Raw genomic sequence first — 23,156 nt, 5'->3', positions numbered from 1 at the left:
AAGCGTGCATAATAAGCCCTACACAAATTGGGAGATATATCATGAAAGGCTGGCTTTTTCTTGTTATCGCAATAGTTGGCGAAGTAATCGCAACATCCGCATTAAAATCTAGCGAGGGCTTTACTAAGCTTGCCCCTTCCGCCGTTGTCATAATCGGTTATGGCATCGCATTTTATTTTCTTTCTCTGGTTCTGAAATCCATCCCTGTCGGTGTTGCTTATGCAGTCTGGTCGGGACTCGGCGTCGTCATAATTACAGCCATTGCCTGGTTGCTTCATGGGCAAAAGCTTGATGCGTGGGGCTTTGTAGGTATGGGGCTCATAATTGCTGCCTTTTTGCTCGCCCGATCCCCATCGTGGAAGTCGCTGCGGAGGCCGACGCCATGGTGACGGTGTTCGGCATTCTGAATCTCACCGAGGACTCCTTCTTCGATGAGAGCCGGCGGCTAGACCCCGCCGGCGCTGTCACCGCGGCGATCGAAATGCTGCGAGTCGGATCAGACGTCGTGGATGTCGGACCGGCCGCCAGCCATCCGGACGCGAGGCCTGTATCGCCGGCCGATGAGATCAGACGTATTGCGCCGCTCTTAGACGCCCTGTCCGATCAGATGCACCGTGTTTCAATCGACAGCTTCCAACCGGAAACCCAGCGCTATGCGCTCAAGCGCGGCGTGGGCTACCTGAACGATATCCAAGGATTTCCTGACCCTGCGCTCTATCCCGATATTGCTGAGGCGGACTGCAGGCTGGTGGTTATGCACTCAGCGCAGCGGGATGGCATCGCCACCCGCACCGGTCACCTTCGACCCGAAGACGCGCTCGACGAGATTGTGCGGTTCTTCGAGGCGCGGGTTTCCGCCTTGCGACGGAGCGGGGTCGCTGCCGACCGGCTCATCCTCGATCCGGGGATGGGATTTTTCTTGAGCCCCGCACCGGAAACATCGCTGCACGTGCTGTCGAACCTTCAAAAGCTGAAGTCGGCGTTGGGGCTTCCGCTATTGGTCTCGGTGTCGCGGAAATCCTTCTTGGGCGCCACCGTTGGCCTTCCTGTAAAGGATCTGGGTCCAGCGAGCCTTGCGGCGGAACTTCACGCGATCGGCAATGGCGCTGACTACGTCCGCACCCACGCGCCTGGAGATCTGCGAAGCGCAATCACCTTCTCGGAAACCCTCGCGAAATTTCGCAGTCGCGACGCCAGAGACCGAGGGTTAGATCATGCCTAGCATTCACCTTCCGGCCGCCCGCTAAATATCTCCTTTTGGGTTGTTAATAAAACATCCAATAAGTTGACTGTGCGTGAAAAAGAAAGTTTTGTGTGATGGCGTTGAAGATCGCACCGTTAAGCTCTTATGTGGGATGGTGCAGAGCTCGACGACTACCGATAAAACGCAACCGCCGCAAACAGACAAGAAAAAGCCCCAACTGATAACAGTTGGGGCTTCAGTATTGTGATTGGTGGAGCAATAGCACCCTGAACCCAAAACCTTCTCGCTCAACCGGTAGTGGCTGATAACAACTCGTGAGGGCTATTGCGGGTTAAGCATTTAGCGATGTCTAGGGCCAGACTGGACGTCTGAACGCAAGCCGCTGATACTGTACATAACCACAGTATCAGCGGAGGATACCCATGTCGCTGGCAAGGAACGCCACGGCGAGTCAATCGCCCACTCAAACAAACGGTTACGAACGCCACCAACCCGACCAGACGCTGCTCTACCAGCTGGTTGAGCAGCACTACCCAGCCTTCAAAGCCTCACTCGAAGCCCAAGGTCAACACCTGCCTCGCTACATCCAACAAGAATTCAACGACCTCCTCCAATGTGGCCGTCTGGAGTATGGTTTCATGCGGGTTCGCTGCGAGGATTGTCATCACGAGCGTCTGGTCGCCTTCAGCTGTAAACGACGCGGCTTTTGCCCTAGCTGCGGTGCCCGCCGGATGGCCGAGAGTGCGGCGCTGCTGATAGACGAAGTCTTCCCCAAGGAGCCCATTCGCCAGTGGGTGCTCAGCTTTCCTTTCCAGCTACGCTTTTTGCTGGCTCGCCATCCCCAGCTGATGGGCCAGGTCTTGAGTATCGTCTATCGTACACTCTCAACTCATCTGATCAAAAAAGCCGGTTACACCAAAGCCTCTGCACAAACTGGCTCAGTGACTCTTATCCAACGCTTTGGCTCCGCGCTAAATCTCAATGTCCACTACCACATGCTGTTTCTCGATGGTGTCTATGCCGAAGATGACTATGGCAAGCAACGCTTCCATCGTGTCAAGGCACCCACTTACGATGAGCTGAATACGCTCGCTCACACCCTCAGCCATCGCATCGCTCGCTGCATGGAAAAGCGTGGGATTTTGGAGCGTGATGCCGAGAATACGTGGTTGACACTGGAAGAGGGCGAAGACGATACGCTGACTCAATTACATGGTGCTTCGGTTACGTATCGCATTGCCGTCGGCCCCCAGCAAGGGCGCAAAGTCTTCACCCTGCAAACCTTGCCAGGGCGTGAGGATAAAGCCGACTCAAGCAGTCGAGTAGCCAACCATGCTGGTTTCTCGCTACACGCCGGTGTGATGGCCGAAGCGCATCAGCGGGATAAGCTTGAGCGCTTGTGTCGCTACATTAGTCGGCCAGCGGTTTCAGAAAAACGTCTGGCATTAACCGCCAATGGGCAGGTGCGTTACGAGCTCAAAACTCCGTACCGCAATGGCACCACCCATGTGATCTTCGAGCCGCTGGACTTCATCGCCAAACTCGCTGCGTTGGTACCTAAGCCGCGAGTCAACCTCACACGCTTCCACGGCGTCTTTGCACCGAACAGCAAACACCGAGTTCAAGTAACACCCGCCAAGCGGGGCAAGAAGCCCGACAAATCGGAAGGTCTCGATACTAACTGGCGTGACAAGAGTCCTGCAGAGCGCCACCGCGCCATGACCTGGATGCAACGCCTCAAGCGAGTCTTCAATATTGATATTGAAGTCTGCGAACACTGCGGCGGTCACGTCAAAGTGATTGCCAGCATCGAAGATCCGAAGGTCATTGAGCAGATTCTCAAGCATCTGAAACAGAAAACAGCCAAGGCGAATGCCGCCAAGCAGCGTGAGCTGCCACCAGAACGAGCGCCGCCACTGACTCCCAGCCTGTTCGATCCATCACAGAGTCGTCTCTTTGACTGACGACCCCAAATCCAACACTGCTCAACACTGCCAACTTTTAAACGGGGCGGTGGGGCAGTTTGTATCTCTCGAGCTATCAGGCTAGAGATTTTACCGCCAAATCGAACCTTATTAGAGCGGTTTAGGCTGGACCGGCAGTTAAAATTGGGGCTTGAGCGGTAAACGAGTGAGGGAATTTCAGGTAAGATACTTCGGATGAGGAGCAAAAAGGTGGTTTATACTTCCTATACCCTTTATACTTCCTATACCCCGGTTATCCGGTGGTTTTCTGTTTGCGGAATAAAACAGATTAGTGACAGTTTTCTCAGAATGGCGTGTTCCGGTGACTTCTGTTTTCGTGTGCTGCATCCGGAAGTGTCAGGCCCGCCGGATATGAAAAAGGCCTCCGGAGAGTACCGTGACTTTATTTTCGGCACAAATACAGGGGTCGATGGATAAATACGGCGATAGTTTCCTGACGGATGATCCGTATGTACCGGCGGAAGACAAGCTGCAAACCTGTCAGATGGAGATTGATTTAATGGCGGATGTGCTGAGAGCACCGCCCCGTGAATCCGCAGAACTGATCCGCTATGTGTTTGCGGATGATTGGCCGGAATAAATAAAGCCGGGCTTAATACAGATTAAGCCCGTATAGGGTATTATTACTGAATACCAAACAGCTTACGGAGGACGGAATGTTACCCATTGAGACAACCAGACTGCCTTCTGATTATTAATATTTTTCACTATTAATCAGAAGGAATAACCATGAATTTTACCCGGATTGACCTGAATACCTGGAATCGCAGGGAACACTTTGCCCTTTATCGTCAGCAGAATAAATGCGGATTCAGCCTGACCACCAAACTCGATATTACCGCTTTGCGTACCGCACTGGCGGAGACAGGTTATAAGTTTTATCCGCTGATGATTTACCTGATCTCCCGGGCTGTTAATCAGTTTCCGGAGTTCCGGATGGCACTGAAAGACAATGAACTTATTTACTGGGACCAGTCAGACCCGGTCTTTACTGTCTTTCATAAAGAAACCGAAACATTCTCTGCACTGTCCTGCCGTTATTTTCCGGATCTCAGTGAGTTTATGGCAGGTTATAATGCGGTAACGGCAGAATATCAGCATGATACCAGATTGTTTCCGCAGGGAAATTTACCGGAGAATCACCTGAATATATCATCATTACCGTGGGTGAGTTTTGACGGATTTAACCTGAACATCACCGGAAATGATGATTATTTTGCCCCGGTTTTTACGATGGCAAAGTTTCAGCAGGAAGGTGACCGCGTATTATTACCTGTTTCTGTACAGGTTCATCATGCAGTCTGTGATGGCTTTCATGCAGCACGGTTTATTAATACACTTCAGCTGATGTGTGATAACATACTGAAATAAATTAATTAATTCTGTATTTAAGCCACCGTATCCGGCAGGAATGGTGGCTTTTTTTTATATTTTAACCGTAATCTGTAATTTCGTTTCAGAATGGTTCAGGATCACTGTACGATAATGCCCCCGCAGTTTGGTAATACCCTTAATAAAAAAGAAACAGCAAAGACTGACAGCAATAATAATAAAGTAAGCAGTAACAATAATATTAACAACACCAGATGCAGTTATAATAATAGTATTTAAGACACCAGAAAGACTGCTGCGACAGTCATTTTGAACAACACCAAAATGCCGTAAAGGCAGTAGTAACAACACCAGTGAAAACATCACGATAGCATAGTGATATGCCTGAGTGTGTGTAATTAAACAATAAATAAACCGCCATATATAACAGAAGATAGTATTCTGAATGGCATGCTTTTCTGTTCAGTATAAACATATCATCCCGGTTGGTATAAGGATGATATATAATAAGTTAAGCTGAACACATATTTATTTTGGTTTTATTTTACAAATAAAGTAAGACGATCCGTTAAGTCAAAGCGGGGTATATTTATTATACCCTGCTTTTTTATTTGTCCGCCGGGCGCGGATAATGGATCAGATTATGCAGTGTCACAATGGCCTTACCGGGATTGGCGTAAGCGTGCGGGATATCCGCATGGAAGCGCAGGGATTCCCCGGCAGAAACGGTGTGCCACTCATCCCCCAGCCGCAGTTGTAATGCGCCTTCCAGTACAATGACATGTTCTCTGGTTCTGAAATCCATCCCTGTCGGTGTTGCTTATGCAGTCTGGTCGGGACTCGGCGTCGTCATAATTACAGCCATTGCCTGGTTGCTTCATGGGCAAAAGCTTGATGCGTGGGGCTTTGTAGGTATGGGGCTCATAATTGCTGCCTTTTTGCTCGCCCGATCCCCATCGTGGAAGTCGCTGCGGAGGCCGACGCCATGGTGACGGTGTTCGGCATTCTGAATCTCACCGAGGACTCCTTCTTCGATGAGAGCCGGCGGCTAGACCCCGCCGGCGCTGTCACCGCGGCGATCGAAATGCTGCGAGTCGGATCAGACGTCGTGGATGTCGGACCGGCCGCCAGCCATCCGGACGCGAGGCCTGTATCGCCGGCCGATGAGATCAGACGTATTGCGCCGCTCTTAGACGCCCTGTCCGATCAGATGCACCGTGTTTCAATCGACAGCTTCCAACCGGAAACCCAGCGCTATGCGCTCAAGCGCGGCGTGGGCTACCTGAACGATATCCAAGGATTTCCTGACCCTGCGCTCTATCCCGATATTGCTGAGGCGGACTGCAGGCTGGTGGTTATGCACTCAGCGCAGCGGGATGGCATCGCCACCCGCACCGGTCACCTTCGACCCGAAGACGCGCTCGACGAGATTGTGCGGTTCTTCGAGGCGCGGGTTTCCGCCTTGCGACGGAGCGGGGTCGCTGCCGACCGGCTCATCCTCGATCCGGGGATGGGATTTTTCTTGAGCCCCGCACCGGAAACATCGCTGCACGTGCTGTCGAACCTTCAAAAGCTGAAGTCGGCGTTGGGGCTTCCGCTATTGGTCTCGGTGTCGCGGAAATCCTTCTTGGGCGCCACCGTTGGCCTTCCTGTAAAGGATCTGGGTCCAGCGAGCCTTGCGGCGGAACTTCACGCGATCGGCAATGGCGCTGACTACGTCCGCACCCACGCGCCTGGAGATCTGCGAAGCGCAATCACCTTCTCGGAAACCCTCGCGAAATTTCGCAGTCGCGACGCCAGAGACCGAGGGTTAGATCATGCCTAGCATTCACCTTCCGGCCGCCCGCTAGCGGACCCTGGTCAGGTTCCGCGAAGGTGGGCGCAGACATGCTGGGCTCGTCAGGATCAAACTGCACTATGAGGCGGCGGTTCATACCGCGCCAGGGGAGCGAATGGACAGCGAGGAGCCTCCGAACGTTCGGGTCGCCTGCTCGGGTGATATCGACGAGGTTGTGCGGCTGATGCACGACGCTGCGGCGTGGATGTCCGCCAAGGGAACGCCCGCCTGGGACGTCGCGCGGATCGACCGGACATTCGCGGAGACCTTCGTCCTGAGATCCGAGCTCCTAGTCGCGAGTTGCAGCGACGGCATCGTCGGCTGTTGCACCTTGTCGGCCGAGGATCCCGAGTTCTGGCCCGACGCCCTCAAGGGGGAGGCCGCATATCTGCACAAGCTCGCGGTGCGACGGACACATGCGGGCCGGGGTGTCAGCTCCGCGCTGATCGAGGCTTGCCGCCATGCCGCGCGAACGCAGGGGTGCGCCAAGCTGCGGCTCGACTGCCACCCGAACCTGCGTGGCCTATACGAGCGGCTCGGATTCACCCACGTCGACACTTTCAATCCCGGCTGGGATCCAACCTTCATCGCAGAACGCCTAGAACTCGAAATCTAACGTCCGTTCGGGCATCGAGGTCCATGTCGGGGTGGGACGGGCCCGTGGCTTCAAGATCACTTGCAGTCCGACCGCGATGTCTTGGTTGCGCGAGAGGTTGTCGACAGGCCATGCTGAGTGTGCGATGGTTGATCGCTTCCTCGCCGCTCTCCACGGCGACGATGGCCGCCGCCATCAGCAAGTGCGCCAGTTCCCCTATGGTGCCCTCGCTGCGTGTGAGCAGGTAGCGAGCCATGTCCAGCGTGGCAATTGGGGAAGGCCGGCGCAGCGGGAGCGAAGCGGCGAAGCTGGCCAGCAGTGAGCAGCAATCGTCGTTGGCCTCCCATACCGGCAGCATCATCGGCTCGAAGCGATTTTCCAACTGGTCATCGGAGCGGATGGCTAGGTAGGCGTCGCGCGTGCCTACCCCAACCAACGGGATGCGCAGTTCGTTGCCGAGGAAGCGCAGCAGGTTGAGGAATTCCCGGCGGTTGACGCTGTTGCCGGCCAGCACGTTGTGCAGCTCGTCGATCACCAGCATGCGCACGCCGACCTTGCGCAGCAGTGCCAGAGCCAGTTGCTCCATTTCCGGCAACCGTGGGCGTGGGCGCAGCGGCGCGCCCATCGCGGCGAGCAGCGCGACGTAGAAGCGGATCACGGACGGCTCGGACGGCATCTGCACGACCAACACCGGGATGTGCTCCTGGTCGGCGTCGGAGCTGGCCGGGTGGGTGCGGCGGAACTTCTCGACGATCATCGACTTGCCATTGTTGGTCGGGCCAACCAGCAGCAGGTTGGGCATGCGTTGCTTGTTTGGCCACGCATAAAGGGCTTCCAGCCGGTTCAGCGCCTCGACTGCGCGCGGATAGCCGATCCAGCGGTCGGCGCGAAGGCGCTGGATGCGCTCGTCCGCCGGAAGACGGGCCAAGCCCTGGGCCGCCGGCAGCAGGTGGGACAGGTCGATGATGGGATATTCGTCCACGGCTACCACTCCTCAATCTGGTCGAACGGTTTGGCGGGTGGCAAGTTGTCTGCCTGCGGGTCGGCAATATCCGTATCCGGCGGAACGGGCTTGTCCGGCCGAGCTGATGTCTTGAGGTGCTGGCGGCGATCCGCGTCACGCCGCGCCTTGCGTGTGGCCTTCTGCGCGCTGGTCACAATCTCACGCATCTGGCCGATCATGCGGAACAGCGCCGACTCATCCACCTGTTCGCGCCCTTGCTGCCGCAGTTTCGCCAGCGCCTGCCGTTGTTCCCAGAGGGTGACAGCCGGATGCGACAAGGTACGGTAGGGAATTTCCAGGTAATGCTGTCCCTCCGGTTCCAGGACCCAGATACGGCTGATGTCGCGCGGATCGCGCCGGATCAGAAAGGACGGCCAGCGTTCACGCCGCTGTGACTGACCATTAAAGTCTCAAAAATGACATTAATGTTCTAAACTTTAACAATATAGTTGTAAACTCAAAGAGGAAGTTTGAATGAATATTACGAAAAAATCAGATTCAATACTTGTGGTATTTTTTAAGTTGTTTCTTTGTAGCAGTGCATTTGTTGCATGTATTTTATTTGGATTTTGGTTGAGTCCAATGCAAGTACCATCCCCAATAGTCATTTTTATATCACTTGCAATCACCGTTTTATTTACTTATTGGATATTTGGAATAGGTAAACTCAAACATAAGTAAATTTACAACTATTATGTCATAAATGGATTGGTTATCTAAACTCAAAGTTCATTGAGTTTAGAACTATAATGTAAATTTACTGAATCATACCTAATGTAAGTTATTGATTTTATGATTCATCAGTTTAAGTCTTTAATGTGCAAAGACATCAGGCAACGACGGGCTGCTGCCGGCCATCAGCGGACGCAGGGAGGACTTTCCGCAACCGGCCGTTCGATGCGGCACCGATGGCCTTCGCGCAGGGGTAGTGAATCCGCCAGGATTGACTTGCGCTGCCCTACCTCTCACTAGTGAGGGGCGGCAGCGCATCAAGCGGTGAGCGCACTCCGGCACCGCCAACTTTCAGCACATGCGTGTAAATCATCGTCGTAGAGACGTCGGAATGGCCGAGCAGATCCTGCACGGTTCGAATGTCGTAACCGCTGCGGAGCAAGGCCGTCGCGAACGAGTGGCGGAGGGTGTGCGGTGTGGCGGGCTTCGTGATGCCTGCTTGTTCTACGGCACGTTTGAAGGCGCGCTGAAAGGTCTGGTCATACATGTGATGGCGACGCACGACACCGCTCCGTGGATCGGTCGAATGCGTGTGCTGCGCAAAAACCCAGAACCACGGCCAGGAATGCCCGGCGCGCGGATACTTCCGCTCAAGGGCGTCGGGAAGCGCAACGCCGCTGCGGCCCTCGGCCTGGTCCTTCAGCCACCATGCCCGTGCACGCGACAGCTGCTCGCGCAGGCTGGGTGCCAAGCTCTCGGGTAACATCAAGGCCCGATCCTTGGAGCCCTTGCCCTCCCGCACGATGATCGTGCCGTGATCGAAATCCAGATCCTTGACCCGCAGTTGCAAACCCTCACTGATCCGCATGCCCGTTCCATACAGAAGCTGGGCGAACAAACGATGCTCGCCTTCCAGAAAACCGAGGATGCGAACCACTTCATCCGGGGTCAGCACCACCGGCAAGCGCCGCGACGGCCGAGGTCTTCCGATCTCCTGAAGCCAGGGCAGATCCGTGCACAGCACCTTGCCGTAGAAGAACAGCAAGGCCGCCAATGCCTGACGATGCGTGGAGACCGAAACCTTGCGCTCGTTCGCCAGCCAGGACAGAAATGCCTCGACTTCGCTGCTGCCCAAGGTTGCCGGGTGACGCACACCGTGGAAACGGATGAAGGCACGAACCCAGTGGACATAAGCCTGTTCGGTTGGTAAACTGTAATGCAAGTAGCGTATGCGCTCACGCAACTGGTCCAGAACCTTGACCGAACGCAGCGGTGGTAACGGCGCAGTGGCGGTTTTCATGGCTTGTTATGACTGTTTTTTTGTACAGTCTATGCCTCGGGCATCCAAGCAGCAAGCGCGTTACGCCGTGGGTCGATGTTTGATGTTATGGAGCAGCAACGATGTTACGCAGCAGGGCAGTCGCCCTAAAACAAAGTTAGGCAGCACAGAGCGACCATTTCATGTCCGCGAGCACCCCCCCCATAACTCTTCGCCTCATGACCGAGCGCGACCTGCCGATGCTCCATGATTGGCTCAACCGGCCGCACATCGTTGAGTGGTGGGGTGGTGACGAAGAGCGACCGACTCTTGATGAAGTGCTGGAACACTACCTGCCCAGAGCGATGGCTGAAGAGTCCGTAACACCGTACATCGCAATGCTGGGCGAGGAACCGATCGGCTATGCTCAGTCGTACGTCGCGCTCGGAAGCGGTGATGGCTGGTGGGAAGATGAAACTGATCCAGGAGTGCGAGGAATAGACCAGTCTCTGGCTGACCCGACACAGTTGAACAAAGGCCTAGGAACAAGGCTTGTCCGCGCTCTCGTTGAACTACTGTTCTCGGACCCCACCGTGACGAAGATTCAGACCGACCCGACTCCGAACAACCATCGAGCCATACGCTGCTATGAGAAGGCAGGATTCGTGCGGGAGAAGATCATCACCACGCCTGACGGGCCGGCGGTTTACATGGTTCAAACACGACAAGCCTTCGAGAGAAAGCGCGGTGTTGCCTAACAACTCATTCAAGCCGACGCCGCTTCGCGGCGCGGCTTAATTCAGGTGTTAACCCCCAAGGAAGAACTATGAAACTATCTCTAATGGCAGCAATATCGAGGAATGGAGTCATCGGAAATGGACCTGATATTCCATGGAGCGCGAAAGGTGAGCAGCTTCTCTTTAAAGCTATTACATATAATCAATGGATTCTTGTTGGGCGTAAGACTTTCGAGTCAATGGGAGCGTTGCCCAATCGAAAATATGCTGTTGTAACTCGTTCAAACTTTACATCTGACAATGAGAACGTAATAGTCTTTGCATCTATTCAAGACGCTTTAAGCCAACTAGAAAATATGACAAACCACGTAATTGTTTCAGGTGGTGGGGAAATATACAAAAATCTGATCGATAAAGTCGATACATTACATATATCAACCATTGATATTGAGCCAGAAGGTGATGTTTACTTTCCAGAAATTCCCAGCAATTTTAGACCCGTTTTTATACAAGACTTCGTATCTAACATAAATTATAGTTATCAAATATGGCAAAAAGGTTAACAAGCGGCAGCAGCACCGTGCAGCAAGCTGCACTGGACACTCACTTCGTTCGCGCCGCTGTGCCGAGCGTTAGGCATAGTGAAACGAAAAAATGGAATTCATTACGTGTTAATTGATGAAGAATCAGCAAACGAATTTTTGGACAAATATAAAGCAGTAATTGCATTTCTCAATGACGGAGAATACCCTGAATGTGTTGAAGACTACGCATATATACGTTCATCAATATATGAAAATATCGAAAGTATTGAAGAGCATATGTTGCAGAGTATTGGCGAAAGTTTTTTTCAGACAATAAAAGCAGGCAATTTCGGTGATTTTGTTTATTTAAAAAGATATAAACAAGGTCATATTCTGAAGCATGTTGAAAGTGGTGTTTTTTATCAGGTTCTTTGCCTTACAACACCATTAGATGAAATAATACCTGAATTTACTTATATCAAGACAGCCTTGTTACCTTATAAAAGCAAGATCGTTTGTGATGGGTTGATTTTGGGCTCTGGATTACTAATCGGTAAAAATATGGCCAAAGAGTTGAGAGACGAGTATTGGGAAGCCAAAAGGTCTGGAGCCTTGGTAACATGTGCCTAACAAGTTGCTGCTACGGACGCAAAACAGTTGGCACCTTTCCTGCGTTCGCTGGCGCTCAGCAACAAAGGCGCCAACTGCTTTGCGCCGCAGAGCAATGCGTTAGATGCACTAAGCACATAATTGCTCACAGCCAAACTATCAGGTCAAGTCTGCTTTTATTATTTTTAAGCGTGCATAATAAGCCCTACACAAATTGGGAGATATATCATGAAAGGCTGGCTTTTTCTTGTTATCGCAATAGTTGGCGAAGTAATCGCAACATCCGCATTAAAATCTAGCGAGGGCTTTACTAAGCTTGCCCCTTCCGCCGTTGTCATAATCGGTTATGGCATCGCATTTTATTTTCTTTCTCTGGTTCTGAAATCCATCCCTGTCGGTGTTGCTTATGCAGTCTGGTCGGGACTCGGCGTCGTCATAATTACAGCCATTGCCTGGTTGCTTCATGGGCAAAAGCTTGATGCGTGGGGCTTTGTAGGTATGGGGCTCATAATTGCTGCCTTTTTGCTCGCCCGATCCCCATCGTGGAAGTCGCTGCGGAGGCCGACGCCATGGTGACGGTGTTCGGCATTCTGAATCTCACCGAGGACTCCTTCTTCGATGAGAGCCGGCGGCTAGACCCCGCCGGCGCTGTCACCGCGGCGATCGAAATGCTGCGAGTCGGATCAGACGTCGTGGATGTCGGACCGGCCGCCAGCCATCCGGACGCGAGGCCTGTATCGCCGGCCGATGAGATCAGACGTATTGCGCCGCTCTTAGACGCCCTGTCCGATCAGATGCACCGTGTTTCAATCGACAGCTTCCAACCGGAAACCCAGCGCTATGCGCTCAAGCGCGGCGTGGGCTACCTGAACGATATCCAAGGATTTCCTGACCCTGCGCTCTATCCCGATATTGCTGAGGCGGACTGCAGGCTGGTGGTTATGCACTCAGCGCAGCGGGATGGCATCGCCACCCGCACCGGTCACCTTCGACCCGAAGACGCGCTCGACGAGATTGTGCGGTTCTTCGAGGCGCGGGTTTCCGCCTTGCGACGGAGCGGGGTCGCTGCCGACCGGCTCATCCTCGATCCGGGGATGGGATTTTTCTTGAGCCCCGCACCGGAAACATCGCTGCACGTGCTGTCGAACCTTCAAAAGCTGAAGTCGGCGTTGGGGCTTCCGCTATTGGTCTCGGTGTCGCGGAAATCCTTCTTGGGCGCCACCGTTGGCCTTCCTGTAAAGGATCTGGGTCCAGCGAGCCTTGCGGCGGAACTTCACGCGATCGGCAATGGCGCTGACTACGTCCGCACCCACGCGCCTGGAGATCTGCGAAGCGCAATCACCTTCTCGGAAACCCTCGCGAAATTTCGCAGTCGCGACGCCAGAGACCGAGGGTTAGATCATGCCTAGCATTCACCTTCCGGCCGCCCGCTAGCGGACCCTGGTCAGGTTCCGCGAAGGTGGGCGCAGACATGCTGGGCTCGTCAGGATCAAACTGCACTATGAGGCGGCGGTTCATACCGCGCCAGGGGAGCGAATGGACAGCGAGGAGCCTCCGAACGTTCGGGTCGCCTGCTCGGGTGATATCGACGAGGTTGTGCGGCTGATGCACGACGCTGCGGCGTGGATGTCCGCCAAGGGAACGCCCGCCCTGCGCGCACAGTTGACGCCATCGGGGCGCGGCAGGCGGCATGACGCCGCTGTGGAGCCGGCGGACGCAAGCGCGAACGACGCGCCGCGCAGCCCCGAGGAGAAGCGCCGTTCGATGAGCTGGGCGCAACGCCTCAAGCGGGTCTTTTCCATCGACGTCACCGCCTGCGTCCACTGCGGTGGCACCGTGCGGATCGTCGCCAGCATCGAGGAACCTGCCGCCATCCGCGCCATCCTTGGCCACTTCGTGAAGCAGGGCGCGTGGGAAGAAGCGCACTACAGGCCCGCAGCGCGCGCACCGCCAGTGCAAGCCGCGTGACGATCTGCCGGCTGCACAGCCGACGGCGAAACCGGAATCCGAGCCGATGCGGCCACGATCCGCAGGGCGGCGCTCGGCCCGCTGTCGGGAATCAGCGAAGCATGGCTGCTGACAACGCCGCTGCGTGGCCCCGCGATGCCGAAATCCCACTCACAGACGTCCGATCCGTGCCCAAAACGGGGCTTGCGCGACCGCCGCCTACCCAGCAGACTGCCCGAAAAGGGCGTTTGAACTTCCTATACGCCACAACAAAAACTGATTTAACAAATGGTTGGTCTGCCTTAGAAAGTATATTTGAACATTATCTTGATTATATTATTGATAATAATAAAAACCTTATCCCTATCCAAGAAGTGATGCCTATCATTGGTTGGAATGAACTTGAAAAAATTAGCCTTGAATACATTACTGGTAAGGTAAACGCCATTGTCAGCAAATTGATCCAAGAGAACCAACTTAAAGCTTATGATGATGATGTGCTTAAAAACTTACTCAATGGCTGGTTTATGCATATCGCAATACATGCGAAAAACCTAAAAGAGCTTGCCGATAAAAAAGGCCAATTTATTGCTATTTACCGCGGCTTTTTATTGAGCTTGAAAGATAAATAAAATAGATAGGTTTTATTTGAAGCTAAATCTTCTTTATCGTAAAAAATGCCCTCTTGGGTTATCAAGAGGGTCATTATATTTCGCGGAATAACATCATTTGGTGACGAAATAACTAAGCACTTGTCTCCTGTTTACTCCCCTGAGCTTGAGGGGTTAACATGAAGGTCATCGATAGCAGGATAATAATACAGTAAAACGCTAAACCAATAATCCAAATCCAGCCATCCCAAATTGGTAGTGAATGATTATAAATAACAGCAAACAGTAATGGGCCAATAACACCGGTTGCATTGGTAAGGCTCACCAATAATCCCTGTAAAGCACCTTGCTGATGACTCTTTGTTTGGATAGACATCACTCCCTGTAATGCAGGTAAAGCGATCCCACCACCAGCCAATAAAATTAAAACAGGGAAAACTAACCAACCTTCAGATATAAACGCTAAAAAGGCAAATGCACTACTATCTGCAATAAATCCGAGCAGTACTGCCGTTTTTTCGCCCCATTTAGTGGCTATTCTTCCTGCCACAAAGGCTTGGAATACTGAGTGTAAAAGACCAAGACCCGCTAATGAAAAGCCAACCATCATGCTATTCCATCCAAAACGATTTTCGGTAAATAGCACCCACACCGTTGCGGGAATTTGGCCTATCAATTGCGCTGAAAAATAAATAATCAACAAAATGGGCATCGTTTTAAATAAAGTGATGTATACCGAATTCGATTGCGTCTCAACCCCTACTTCGGTATCTGTATTATCACGTGTATTTTTGGTTTCACGGAACCAAAACATAACCACAAGGAAAGTGACAATATTTAGCAACGCAGCGATAAAAAAGGGACTATGCGGTGAAATCTCTCCTGCAAAACCGCCAATAATAGGCCCCGCTATTAAACCAAGCCCAAAACTTGCCCCTAACCAACCGAACCACTTCACGCGTTGAGAAGCTGAGGTGGTATCGGCAATGACCGATGCCGCGACAGCCCCAGTAGCTCCTGTGATCCCTGAAAGCAAACGGCCTAAATACAGCATCCAAAGCGCACTTGAAAAAGCCAGCAATAAGTAATCCAGCGATGCGCCTATTAATGACAACAACAGCACTGGGCGCCGACCAAATCGGTCAGACATTTTTCCAAGCCAAGGAGCAAAGATAACCTGCATTAACGCATAAAGTGCAAGCAATACGCCAAAGTGGTTAGCGATATCTTCCGAAGCAATAAATTCACGTAATAACGTTGGCAAGACTGGCATGATAAGGCCAATCCCCATGGCATCGAGTAACGTAATTACCAATGCGATCTTTGTCGAACTATTCATTTCACTTTTCTCTATCACTGATAGGGAGTGGTAAAATAACTCTATCAATGATAGAGTGTCAACAAAAATTAGGAATTAATGATGTCTAGATTAGATAAAAGTAAAGTGATTAACAGCGCATTAGAGCTGCTTAATGAGGTCGGAATCGAAGGTTTAACAACCCGTAAACTCGCCCAGAAGCTAGGTGTAGAGCAGCCTACATTGTATTGGCATGTAAAAAATAAGCGGGCTTTGCTCGACGCCTTAGCCATTGAGATGTTAGATAGGCACCATACTCACTTTTGCCCTTTAGAAGGGGAAAGCTGGCAAGATTTTTTACGTAATAACGCTAAAAGTTTTAGATGTGCTTTACTAAGTCATCGCGATGGAGCAAAAGTACATTTAGGTACACGGCCTACAGAAAAACAGTATGAAACTCTCGAAAATCAATTAGCCTTTTTATGCCAACAAGGTTTTTCACTAGAGAATGCATTATATGCACTCAGCGCTGTGGGGCATTTTACTTTAGGTTGCGTATTGGAAGATCAAGAGCATCAAGTCGCTAAAGAAGAAAGGGAAACACCTACTACTGATAGTATGCCGCCATTATTACGACAAGCTATCGAATTATTTGATCACCAAGGTGCAGAGCCAGCCTTCTTATTCGGCCTTGAATTGATCATATGCGGATTAGAAAAACAACTTAAATGTGAAAGTGGGTCTTAAAAGCAGCATAACCTTTTTCCGTGATGGTAACTTCACGGTAACCAAGATGTCGAGTTAACCACCCTTTAGATTCATAAAGCGAAAATAATGCGGCTCCAACGTACCCACCTAAATGGAAACGGCGTTCACTCCTGCTCGGTGGAGAGCCACTGCCTTAACTTGGGCTCAAAAGGACTTAACTTGCCAACGCTGTCTCGCGCTGGGTACTGCGGTTCAACCACCTTGCTTTGCAAATACTTGCGAACGGTGTTCCTGGACAGGCCGCTTCGTCGGGCTATTTCCCGAATCGACGCACCATCGCGAAAATGCCAGCGTCGAATTGCGCTCAATATCGCCACGTTTATCACTCCTTGATTTCTCCCGCCATATCCAGACGGGAAACAGTGTCATACGTGGGTCAAATTTCGACGCAAATCTTTACCCTAAGTGGGTCAATTTTAGATGCAACTCAACAGCCAGAGCCAGTTGCTCCATTTCCGGCAACCGTGGGCGTGGGCGCAGCGGCGCGCCCATCGCGGCGAGCAGCGCGACGTAGAAGCGGATCACGGACGGCTCGGACGGCATCTGCACGACCAACACCGGGATGTGCTCCTGGTCGGCGTCGGAGCTGGCCGGGTGGGTGCGGCGGAACTTCTCGACGATCATCGACTTGCCATTGTTGGTCGGGCCAACCAGCAGCAGGTTGGGCATGCGTTGCTTGTTTGGCCACGCATAAAGGGCTTCCAGCCGGTTCAGCGCCTCGACTGCGCGCGGATAGCCGATCCAGCGGTCGGCGCGAAGGCGCTGGATGCGCTCGTCCGCCGGAAGACGGGCCAAGCCCTGGGCCGCCGGCAGCAGGTGGGACAGGTCGATGATGGGATATTCGTCCACGGCTACCACTCCTCAATCTGGTCGAACGGTTTGGCGGGTGGCAAGTTGTCTGCCTGCGGGTCGGCAATATCCGTATCCGGCGGAACGGGCTTGTCCGGCCGAGCTGATGTCTTGAGGTGCTGGCGGCGATCCGCGTCACGCCGCGCCTTGCGTGTGGCCTTCTGCGCGCTGGTCACAATCTCACGCATCTGGCCGATCATGCGGAACAGCGCCGACTCATCCACCTGTTCGCGCCCTTGCTGCCGCAGTTTCGCCAGCGCCTGCCGTTGTTCCCAGAGGGTGACAGCCGGATGCGACAAGGTACGGTAGGGAATTTCCAGGTAATGCTGTCCCTCCGGTTCCAGGACCCAGATACGGCTGATGTCGCGCGGATCGCGCCGGATCAGAAAGGACGGCCAGCGTTCACGCCGCGCAATCCACGGCTTGAGCGCATCGGCGTAGTAGTGGATGTGGTCGATGACAAAGCCGGTGCGGGTCAGCGTGCGCCGGAGGATCGGCAGAAAATCGACCAGGAACGAAGTAGCGCGTGTGACGACGGCCGGTACGCCGACACGCGCCACGGCCTCGGCCCAGCGCGCGGCCGGCGGTTGGAGCAGGCCGTTGTGCACCGAACCGTGGTAGGTGCCGACCGCCAATGTGAGCCAGCGCTCTAGCTCGCGCAGCGTCAGGGTGGCCATCTTCTCGGAATCGTACTCGCCGCGCTGGCCGGGATTGGAGAAGGTCGTCCCCGGTAATTCGTCGTGGATCATCTGCATCGCCGTGCCGATGATCCGTTCCACGATGCCGCCGTAGTGCGGCTGGCCTGGTGGGCGATAGTCCAGCCGGATGCCATGCTGTTCGCAGCCACGGCGCAGCGCTTCGCTTTTGAACTCGGCCGCGTTGTCCAGATAGAGCAGCCTGGGCTTGCCGCTCATCGGCCAGTCCATTTCCACATTCAGCCCTTCCAGCCAGGGCCGCTTGTCGCAGGCGGCATGCGCGAGGCATAGGCCGACCGAGACGGCGGACGGCGCTTCCAGCGTGACCACCATGCCGAGTACGCAGCGCGTGAACACGTCGATGGCGAGGGTCAAATATGGGCGGCCAATCGGTTGCCGGTCGCGCTCGTCGACCACGATCAGGTCGATGACGGTGTGGTCGATCTGCACCTGTTCCAGCGGCATGGTGACTTCGGGCGGAATGCCACCCGCGCCTTGCAAGGGACGGGCAGCGTCCTGCCCGCCCCGGCTGCGGGCTATTTTCGCCGGGTGTAGTCCGGCAATCCGCTGGGCCACGGTGTTGCGCGCCGGCACCGGCAGCTTCTGGGTTTTGCACGCCTGCGCGACTTCGCGGTGGAACGCCGCCAGGCTGCGTTTCTGCTTGGTCAGGAAGCGCTTTTGCAGCAGCTCGCGGATGATGCGCTCGACCGGTTCCGGCAAGCGCCCCTTGCCTTTGCCGCCGCCGGATCGGCCGGGCGTCAGGTCTGTTACCAGGCCAGTACCCTGCCGGGCGCGACGGATCAGGACATATACCTGTCGCCGGGACAGGCCCAGCGCTTGGGCTGCCTCATCGGCGGCTTCATGCCCGACCACCTCAAGCGCTGCCAGTGGCCCGATGATTTCCGTCCGGTGCCGGGCTTGCGCCCATGCCTCGTCGGGCAGGGTGGCCACGCCTTGTTCTGGAATCCGTGGGGTGTCCGTCGCCATGCTCACCTCGCTTTGGTGCACACGAGTATTGAGCATAGTCGAGATTGGTGCAGATCACTTCTGATATTGAACTGTCAGGAGCTGGCTGCACAACAGCCATTACGCCCAATCAACTGGTGCAGTCGTCTTCTGAAAATGACACCAGTCATCAGCTTTCTGCTCTTGTATCTCAAATAAATGATCTTTTATTGAACTCAACTTAGCTACCTCTGTACAATCATTTAAACGGCATAACACACCGCGCATGCGCGAGAGCGTGTCAGCATTACAGGGGGCGAAGACCACGAATCACGCAGCTTGTTAAATTGCATTACTTCCCAGCCTTTTCGTACAGTTTTTCGAAATGCTCATTTGCTTCTTTGGCATTTAAAATTTGACGGTCTGACCTTTTCCCCAGCCCAGCCAGATTGGTTAAGCAGGAAGGCGACCAAACCAAAAAGGAGAAGATCAGTAGTTTTCAAACAGCCTGTGCACATAGCTGCTAGGCTGCCGACGTCTAATGGCGGCAACATGCGCTTGCTATATTCTCTTATTCATTGCTGCTTTTTGTTTGGCTTCAATTTTTTTGTTTAACTCTTTACCTGCTTTTATCATTTCAGGCGTTAGCTCTTGCTGCATTAATTGAAATTGCCTAGCGTTGATAATTGCTAAAGACATTGATCTTGAAATAACGAAATCATCAGAATTGTCCAGTATCTTAGCCTTGGTTTCTTCAAGACTTTTATTTGTAAAATCTCTTTGAATTAACCATAAAAAAAGATCAGTTACTTGTAATCCATAGGATTTTTTTGAAGATTCTAATTTGAATTCTCCCAAGTCGTATTCGACTTCTTTAAATTGAGGGATGCCGCCAAATTTATCTTCTTCAAAATCGAAACCGAAAAATATACGGTGATACTCTCGCATCGTTCCTTTAAACTCATCGCTCTGATCATGAATTAGCTCAGAAACTGATACGTCATACTCTTTGCAAAACCTATGCGTGGCAGTTAATAAGCTAGAGAAAGCGATAATATTCGGTGTCTGTTTTTTATATGCGCTTTTACCTTTTGCTGATATTAGAGTGAAAATATCAGGGTTATCTATCGCATAGCTTAAACCTGCCGTGACAACTTCGCATGCTCTTTTATCGTAAATATACGGGGCTTTTTCCAGCAAGGCTTTACATATATTGATTAGACCATCTAAGTCGTCTTTTAAATAAAAGTTCCAAAACTCAACGTCTAAACCGTCTTCCATCATGTCGTCTATTAATATACATAACATGTGTCTGAATAGTTCGGTTGTGTACCAGAACGGATGGACTGCGGGGTTATCCCAACAATCAAAGACAGTATCAACAAATTTTGTAGGCGCTATATACCTTTTTTGAAGAGTTGTGTAATGAAACCTCCATTGAGTACCGTCTAAAGCTTCCAACAACTCTAAGCAAAGGCTATTTACTTTCTCTTCTCCAAGTTCGCAGCCATGCAATCTTTCAAGTCCATTATCAGTGCAATATTTTTGAATTATTGGTGCAACTTTGGTTTCGATCTCGCCAACGGAAATTACTGCGCCTTGATAATAAATAGGTGAGTGTTCACTAAAAATTTCTTTGCCTGAGTGTCCTGACTCATCAGCATATACAAAAGCACCTTTTTTACATTTGCTCATATCCATCCTTATGTGACCAAAATTAGTTGACCACTACAGAGATCCCAATACTGGATTTTAATTAATGCGTTCGGGTTCCCCGATGCTTTTTAGTAATGAGTTGTATTGAGCGGGATCTGAAGTGTAAATTTTGTCCAACACATAGTTGGCAAGCTTTGGAATCTCTGGAATCTCAATCGGTTTTATGCTCCTATCGAAGATTGATTCCAAGTGAGACAGTTCATTGTTCAAACGATTGGCAAGGGCAATTGCTGTGTCATCGTCACCAAAAAACTTTCTTATCCTCTCAAAGGCATCATTCTTGTCATCGTGATAAGGGTATTTGTAAAAAAGAAATGCCTCAAGAAATTTTCTTAAATTATTGCCGAACGAATAAAACGGTTCGTGATTAATTTTTGCAAGCTCTTGATCACGGCACTTGTAGATTTGATGAAAAAGATAGTTAAATTCAGTAATGTAATCCTTGAGGTAATCAGGCATCAATAAGATATTACTTGCGGCCCCATTTCTTTCAATCATGAAATGCTGATGGCCACCATGATTTTTCTGATTTGGGAGAGAAATTCTCTTGAGATACTTTAAGAAATCAAGGTTATGAGTGGAAATGAAAAGCTGCTTATACCTATAACGGTTTGACCCATCATCGTTCCTGATTGGCTTGGCAATTAAACTCTCAATCAGGCTAAACATAAAGAAAATATGGTTTCCATCTAGGCTTGAAATAGGATCATCAATGTAGATGATAAGTTCCTTATCCTTGCTTTTTGACTCCTCAAGTTTTGCAATGAAGTAACAAAAAGCAATCAAGCTGCATTCACCTTCGCTCAAGTTATGTGCAGATTTTCCGTCACGCATGATTTGAAACTTAATGGTAGTTTTGTCATGGTTGTCTTTAGCTTCTAGTTTTATGCCATCATGACCAAAGAAATGGTTCAAAAGTGCATTGACACGATCTGCCCCCTTTCGCTCATCCTTCTGTTTTCCTTGCAAATCACTGACTTCACCCTCTAGCTTAGTAATTACCTTCTCAGCATCGGTGAAGCTAGTATTGGCAGCCTCAGATATGCTCTTCAACTCTGCGATACGTAACAGTTCTGCATCATAGCCAATAGTGGAAATAAACGAAGCCACCTCCGTTAAACGCAAAGCATCACGTGCTGCAGCCTTATCTTTATCCAAAGTTTTGGATCTACTGTTGCTCTGCTCAATCAGCCCATTGATGGCTTCAATATGCTGCTCAATGACTTTTTCGTCATGACTTGGCTTTGGAGGTGCAACAGTTTGAAACAAACTATTTTTACGATTTTGAAGTGCAGATTTTAGGGCTTCCAAATCTTTCTTATAAACCTCAAAAGAAATATCGAGAGCTTTTTTGCTGACATCAAACGCTAATTTCTCTTCAGAATAGAACTGATTATCGGTCAGCGTTAAAAAGGTTGGAATTCTCTTAATTTCGTTGTCTACGGAAGTAATCGTAGAATCAATTTCAGATTCAAGCTCAGTTGATTCCTTGCTAAAATGCGAATCTAGAACTTGCCAGATATTCGATGGTAGTGTTTGACGACAGAACGCACAAGTATCACGCTTTTCTTTATGAAGAGGTATACCCTCTTTGACCCACAATTGAAGAACACTATCATTTAGCAATTCTTGAATTGCTTGTGTGGGTGTAATCGTTCGTTGCAACAAAGCTTCAGCAGTAGCTGCAAGATGTTTAAATTTGAGATTGATAGAGACTTTGCTGCTGATATCAGGAAGAATTTCTTGTCTGAGTAATGCACTTTTTACTGACTTCTCATCTTCAGATAAAGGTTTGAAACCTGCCTTTTTGATTAAGATTATATCTCGCTTAATGCTCTCTATGTTGTAGACAGCGACTCCATATTCTCTATTCTTTTTGATTTTATCATTGGCATGAGTTCGTAACTTGTCAGAAAGAGCGTCATCTGCGACCTTGTGATTGCTCTTGGATATATCTTTATCTTTGCGTCTTGTCTCTAACTCATGTTTAAGCCCAGTTTTCTTTTCTAAACTACCAAGTTGGAGTTCGATTTCTGCTATAGCATCTTTAATTTCTTTGTTCGTCTCGCCAATAATCGCAAATGTTTTTATTTCACCGCCATCTTGGTTTACAAGAAAGCTTAGATTGTCATTTACGAAATCGCGGTTATAGACTCTTACATCGTAACCGTGTGCGGAGATTCCAGACTGATTGACTTCACCCTTATCTCCAACGATGGTAAAAAAGGGAGCACTGTAGTTGGCAGGGATGCGGCCAGTCTCTAGCGCTCGGAAGATCCGTGAGAGTGTTGTTTTACCTGAGTAGTTGCGCCCGTATATGACATTCAGGCGCTTGAAGTTGATGACATTGCCACCACTATCCTTGATGGATTTTTTCCATGTGAAGTCTTTAAAGCTGCCAAAATTGGCTATGCTTAATTGACTGATGCTCATCAGAACTCCCTAAATTGCAAAACACTTCTTTTGCGGGCCAACACGCTCTTAAATACGGATTAATCTGTTTACTATACAAAACACTACATGGCTTCTTTCAAAATCACAACAACCTATAGGTACAAACCGTATTTATTCA

At 51.0% G+C, this 23,156-nt stretch carries 21 protein-coding genes and 6 pseudogenes; 16 read left to right on the top strand and 11 right to left on the bottom strand.

The genetic code is table 11. The features are described from left to right. Positions 1-41: 41 nt before the first annotated feature. The 5 genes from E0Z06_RS15155 to catA all read left to right on the top strand — a co-directional run bounded on the left by E0Z06_RS15155 (position 42) and on the right by catA (position 4,560). Positions 42-389 (top strand): quaternary ammonium compound efflux SMR transporter QacE delta 1, encoded by a 348-nt coding sequence (locus E0Z06_RS15155; RefSeq protein ID WP_000679427.1) that lies wholly within the window; start codon positions 42-44, stop codon positions 387-389. Beyond that, positions 383-1,222, top strand: a complete 840-nt coding sequence (gene sul1, locus E0Z06_RS15150; protein ID WP_000259031.1) for a sulfonamide-resistant dihydropteroate synthase Sul1 — start codon at positions 383-385, stop codon at positions 1,220-1,222. Before E0Z06_RS15155 ends, sul1 (E0Z06_RS15150) begins: the two co-directional genes overlap by 7 nt. 404 nt (positions 1,223-1,626) lie before the next feature. Further along, the gene (locus E0Z06_RS15145; protein ID WP_000050481.1) at positions 1,627-3,168 is read left to right on the top strand and encodes an IS91-like element ISCR1 family transposase; all 1,542 of its coding nucleotides are present in this window, start codon (positions 1,627-1,629) and stop codon (positions 3,166-3,168) included. A 397-nt stretch (positions 3,169-3,565) separates the two neighbouring features. Then, positions 3,566-3,769, top strand: a complete 204-nt coding sequence (locus E0Z06_RS15140; protein WP_197465993.1) for a hypothetical protein — start codon at positions 3,566-3,568, stop codon at positions 3,767-3,769. Between the two features lie 149 nt (positions 3,770-3,918). Then, complete coding sequence (catA, locus tag E0Z06_RS15135) at positions 3,919-4,560, top strand: type A chloramphenicol O-acetyltransferase (protein ID WP_001011941.1); 642 nt, start codon at positions 3,919-3,921, stop codon at positions 4,558-4,560. A gap of 568 nt (positions 4,561-5,128) precedes the next feature. On the opposite strand, the gene E0Z06_RS15130 is transcribed toward catA, so the two are convergent. Beyond that, positions 5,129-5,326: a cupin domain-containing protein gene (locus tag E0Z06_RS15130; protein WP_000347577.1), complete on the bottom strand. Its 198-nt coding sequence runs from the start codon at positions 5,324-5,326 to the stop codon at positions 5,129-5,131. Here E0Z06_RS15130 and E0Z06_RS15125 point away from each other — a divergent pair. The 3 genes and pseudogenes from E0Z06_RS15125 to E0Z06_RS15110 all read left to right on the top strand — a co-directional run. Continuing rightward, positions 5,307-5,513 (top strand): annotated as a pseudogene (locus E0Z06_RS15125) (SMR family transporter); the annotation flags it as partial. The gene E0Z06_RS15130 and the pseudogene E0Z06_RS15125 overlap by 20 nt on opposite strands. Beyond that, positions 5,507-6,346: a sulfonamide-resistant dihydropteroate synthase Sul1 gene (gene sul1 / locus E0Z06_RS15120; protein ID WP_000259031.1), complete on the top strand. Its 840-nt coding sequence runs from the start codon at positions 5,507-5,509 to the stop codon at positions 6,344-6,346. The pseudogene E0Z06_RS15125 and the gene sul1 (E0Z06_RS15120), both read left to right, overlap by 7 nt. A 127-nt stretch (positions 6,347-6,473) precedes the next feature. Continuing rightward, positions 6,474-6,974, top strand: a complete 501-nt coding sequence (locus tag E0Z06_RS15110; RefSeq protein ID WP_000376623.1) for a GNAT family N-acetyltransferase — start codon at positions 6,474-6,476, stop codon at positions 6,972-6,974. Here the strand turns inward: E0Z06_RS15110 and E0Z06_RS15105 are convergent. The 3 genes and pseudogenes from E0Z06_RS15105 to intI1 all read right to left on the bottom strand — a co-directional run bounded on the left by E0Z06_RS15105 (position 6,943) and on the right by intI1 (position 9,928). Further along, complete coding sequence (locus E0Z06_RS15105; RefSeq protein ID WP_001381192.1) at positions 6,943-7,935, bottom strand: TniB family NTP-binding protein; 993 nt, start codon at positions 7,933-7,935, stop codon at positions 6,943-6,945. The two genes, E0Z06_RS15110 and E0Z06_RS15105, sit on opposite strands and share 32 nt — an antisense overlap. A 2-nt stretch (positions 7,936-7,937) precedes the next feature. Further along, positions 7,938-8,345 (bottom strand): annotated as a pseudogene (locus tag E0Z06_RS15100) (Mu transposase C-terminal domain-containing protein); the annotation flags it as partial. A gap of 569 nt (positions 8,346-8,914) precedes the next feature. Next, positions 8,915-9,928 carry a class 1 integron integrase IntI1 gene (intI1, locus tag E0Z06_RS15085; RefSeq protein WP_000845039.1) on the bottom strand — a complete coding sequence of 338 codons (1,014 nt, stop codon included), beginning with the start codon at positions 9,926-9,928 and terminating at the stop codon, positions 8,915-8,917. A gap of 161 nt (positions 9,929-10,089) precedes the next feature. Here intI1 and E0Z06_RS15080 point away from each other — a divergent pair, with 161 nt between their 5' ends. From E0Z06_RS15080 to E0Z06_RS15045, 7 genes and pseudogenes are all read left to right on the top strand, one after another. After that, positions 10,090-10,644 carry an aminoglycoside N-acetyltransferase AAC(6')-IIa gene (locus E0Z06_RS15080; protein ID WP_023622803.1) on the top strand — a complete coding sequence of 185 codons (555 nt, stop codon included), beginning with the start codon at positions 10,090-10,092 and terminating at the stop codon, positions 10,642-10,644. 68 nt (positions 10,645-10,712) lie between these two features. Continuing rightward, positions 10,713-11,186 (top strand): trimethoprim-resistant dihydrofolate reductase DfrA37, encoded by a 474-nt coding sequence (dfrA37, locus tag E0Z06_RS15075; protein ID WP_132586462.1) that lies wholly within the window; start codon positions 10,713-10,715, stop codon positions 11,184-11,186. 105 nt (positions 11,187-11,291) lie between these two features. Continuing rightward, positions 11,292-11,777, top strand: a complete 486-nt coding sequence (locus tag E0Z06_RS15070; protein WP_132586459.1) for a hypothetical protein — start codon at positions 11,292-11,294, stop codon at positions 11,775-11,777. A 207-nt stretch (positions 11,778-11,984) separates the two neighbouring features. Then, positions 11,985-12,332: a quaternary ammonium compound efflux SMR transporter QacE delta 1 gene (locus tag E0Z06_RS15065; protein WP_000679427.1), complete on the top strand. Its 348-nt coding sequence runs from the start codon at positions 11,985-11,987 to the stop codon at positions 12,330-12,332. Next, positions 12,326-13,165 carry a sulfonamide-resistant dihydropteroate synthase Sul1 gene (sul1, locus tag E0Z06_RS15060; protein WP_000259031.1) on the top strand — a complete coding sequence of 280 codons (840 nt, stop codon included), beginning with the start codon at positions 12,326-12,328 and terminating at the stop codon, positions 13,163-13,165. The genes E0Z06_RS15065 and sul1 (E0Z06_RS15060) overlap by 7 nt, the downstream gene beginning before the upstream one ends. Before the next feature lie 127 nt (positions 13,166-13,292). Then, entirely contained in the window at positions 13,293-13,724 is a 432-nt protein-coding gene (locus E0Z06_RS15050; RefSeq protein WP_132586456.1) for a hypothetical protein, read from the top strand. A gap of 245 nt (positions 13,725-13,969) precedes the next feature. Continuing rightward, a pseudogene (locus E0Z06_RS15045) lies at positions 13,970-14,335 on the top strand (tetracyline resistance-associated transcriptional repressor TetC); the annotation flags it as partial. 112 nt (positions 14,336-14,447) lie between these two features. Here the strand turns inward: E0Z06_RS15045 and tet(B) are convergent. Continuing rightward, positions 14,448-15,653, bottom strand: a complete 1,206-nt coding sequence (gene tet(B), locus E0Z06_RS15040; RefSeq protein WP_001089072.1) for a tetracycline efflux MFS transporter Tet(B) — start codon at positions 15,651-15,653, stop codon at positions 14,448-14,450. Between the two features lie 81 nt (positions 15,654-15,734). On the opposite strand from tet(B), the gene tetR(B) reads away from it, so the two are divergent. Beyond that, positions 15,735-16,358, top strand: coding sequence for a tetracycline resistance transcriptional repressor TetR(B) (gene tetR(B) / locus E0Z06_RS15035; protein ID WP_000088605.1), 624 nt, complete (start codon positions 15,735-15,737; stop codon positions 16,356-16,358). On the opposite strand, the pseudogene E0Z06_RS15030 reads toward tetR(B), so the two are convergent. From E0Z06_RS15030 to E0Z06_RS15000, 6 genes and pseudogenes are all read right to left on the bottom strand, one after another. Next, positions 16,336-16,488 (bottom strand): annotated as a pseudogene (locus E0Z06_RS15030) (transcriptional regulator); the annotation flags it as partial. The gene tetR(B) and the pseudogene E0Z06_RS15030 sit on opposite strands and share 23 nt — an antisense overlap. A gap of 73 nt (positions 16,489-16,561) precedes the next feature. Continuing rightward, positions 16,562-16,696: pseudogene (locus E0Z06_RS15605) on the bottom strand (winged helix-turn-helix transcriptional regulator); the annotation flags it as partial. A 112-nt stretch (positions 16,697-16,808) separates the two neighbouring features. Next, positions 16,809-17,228: pseudogene (locus E0Z06_RS15020) on the bottom strand (TniB family NTP-binding protein); the annotation flags it as partial. Positions 17,229-17,230: 2 nt separating this feature from the next. Then, the gene (locus E0Z06_RS15015) at positions 17,231-18,910 is read right to left on the bottom strand and encodes a DDE-type integrase/transposase/recombinase (protein ID WP_207903106.1); all 1,680 of its coding nucleotides are present in this window, start codon (positions 18,908-18,910) and stop codon (positions 17,231-17,233) included. 519 nt (positions 18,911-19,429) lie between these two features. After that, positions 19,430-20,563, bottom strand: a complete 1,134-nt coding sequence (locus E0Z06_RS15005; RefSeq protein ID WP_132586444.1) for a DUF3800 domain-containing protein — start codon at positions 20,561-20,563, stop codon at positions 19,430-19,432. A 57-nt stretch (positions 20,564-20,620) separates the two neighbouring features. Continuing rightward, complete coding sequence (locus E0Z06_RS15000; RefSeq protein WP_132586441.1) at positions 20,621-23,017, bottom strand: AAA family ATPase; 2,397 nt, start codon at positions 23,015-23,017, stop codon at positions 20,621-20,623. Positions 23,018-23,156 lie beyond the last annotated feature (139 nt).

The sequence above is a fragment of the Rheinheimera sp. D18 genome (assembly GCF_004345025.1).
Taxonomy (GTDB): Bacteria; Pseudomonadota; Gammaproteobacteria; order Enterobacterales; family Alteromonadaceae; genus Alishewanella; species Alishewanella metallidurans.
Note: the sequence above shows the minus strand (reverse complement) of the source record. Positions and strands in the feature narration are given on the sequence as shown.

Bases quoted from the DNA above. Each gene is read 5' to 3' on its own strand.
- dfrA37 (WP_132586462.1), top strand. From the start codon at position 10,713: ATGAAACTATCTCTAATGGCAGCAATATCGAGGAATGGAGTCATCGGA.
- E0Z06_RS15145 (WP_000050481.1), top strand. From the start codon at position 1,627: ATGTCGCTGGCAAGGAACGCCACGGCGAGTCAATCGCCCACTCAAACA.
- E0Z06_RS15155 (WP_000679427.1), top strand. From the start codon at position 42: ATGAAAGGCTGGCTTTTTCTTGTTATCGCAATAGTTGGCGAAGTAATC.
- E0Z06_RS15065 (WP_000679427.1), top strand. From the start codon at position 11,985: ATGAAAGGCTGGCTTTTTCTTGTTATCGCAATAGTTGGCGAAGTAATC.
- sul1 (WP_000259031.1), top strand. From the start codon at position 12,326: ATGGTGACGGTGTTCGGCATTCTGAATCTCACCGAGGACTCCTTCTTC.
- catA (WP_001011941.1), top strand. From the start codon at position 3,919: ATGAATTTTACCCGGATTGACCTGAATACCTGGAATCGCAGGGAACAC.
- intI1 (WP_000845039.1), bottom strand. From the start codon at position 9,928: ATGAAAACCGCCACTGCGCCGTTACCACCGCTGCGTTCGGTCAAGGTT.
- E0Z06_RS15005 (WP_132586444.1), bottom strand. From the start codon at position 20,563: ATGAGCAAATGTAAAAAAGGTGCTTTTGTATATGCTGATGAGTCAGGA.
- sul1 (WP_000259031.1), top strand. From the start codon at position 383: ATGGTGACGGTGTTCGGCATTCTGAATCTCACCGAGGACTCCTTCTTC.
- sul1 (WP_000259031.1), top strand. From the start codon at position 5,507: ATGGTGACGGTGTTCGGCATTCTGAATCTCACCGAGGACTCCTTCTTC.
- E0Z06_RS15015 (WP_207903106.1), bottom strand. From the start codon at position 18,910: ATGGCGACGGACACCCCACGGATTCCAGAACAAGGCGTGGCCACCCTG.
- E0Z06_RS15000 (WP_132586441.1), bottom strand. From the start codon at position 23,017: ATGAGCATCAGTCAATTAAGCATAGCCAATTTTGGCAGCTTTAAAGAC.
- E0Z06_RS15110 (WP_000376623.1), top strand. From the start codon at position 6,474: ATGGACAGCGAGGAGCCTCCGAACGTTCGGGTCGCCTGCTCGGGTGAT.
- E0Z06_RS15080 (WP_023622803.1), top strand. From the start codon at position 10,090: ATGTCCGCGAGCACCCCCCCCATAACTCTTCGCCTCATGACCGAGCGC.
- E0Z06_RS15050 (WP_132586456.1), top strand. From the start codon at position 13,293: ATGGACAGCGAGGAGCCTCCGAACGTTCGGGTCGCCTGCTCGGGTGAT.
- E0Z06_RS15130 (WP_000347577.1), bottom strand. From the start codon at position 5,326: ATGGATTTCAGAACCAGAGAACATGTCATTGTACTGGAAGGCGCATTA.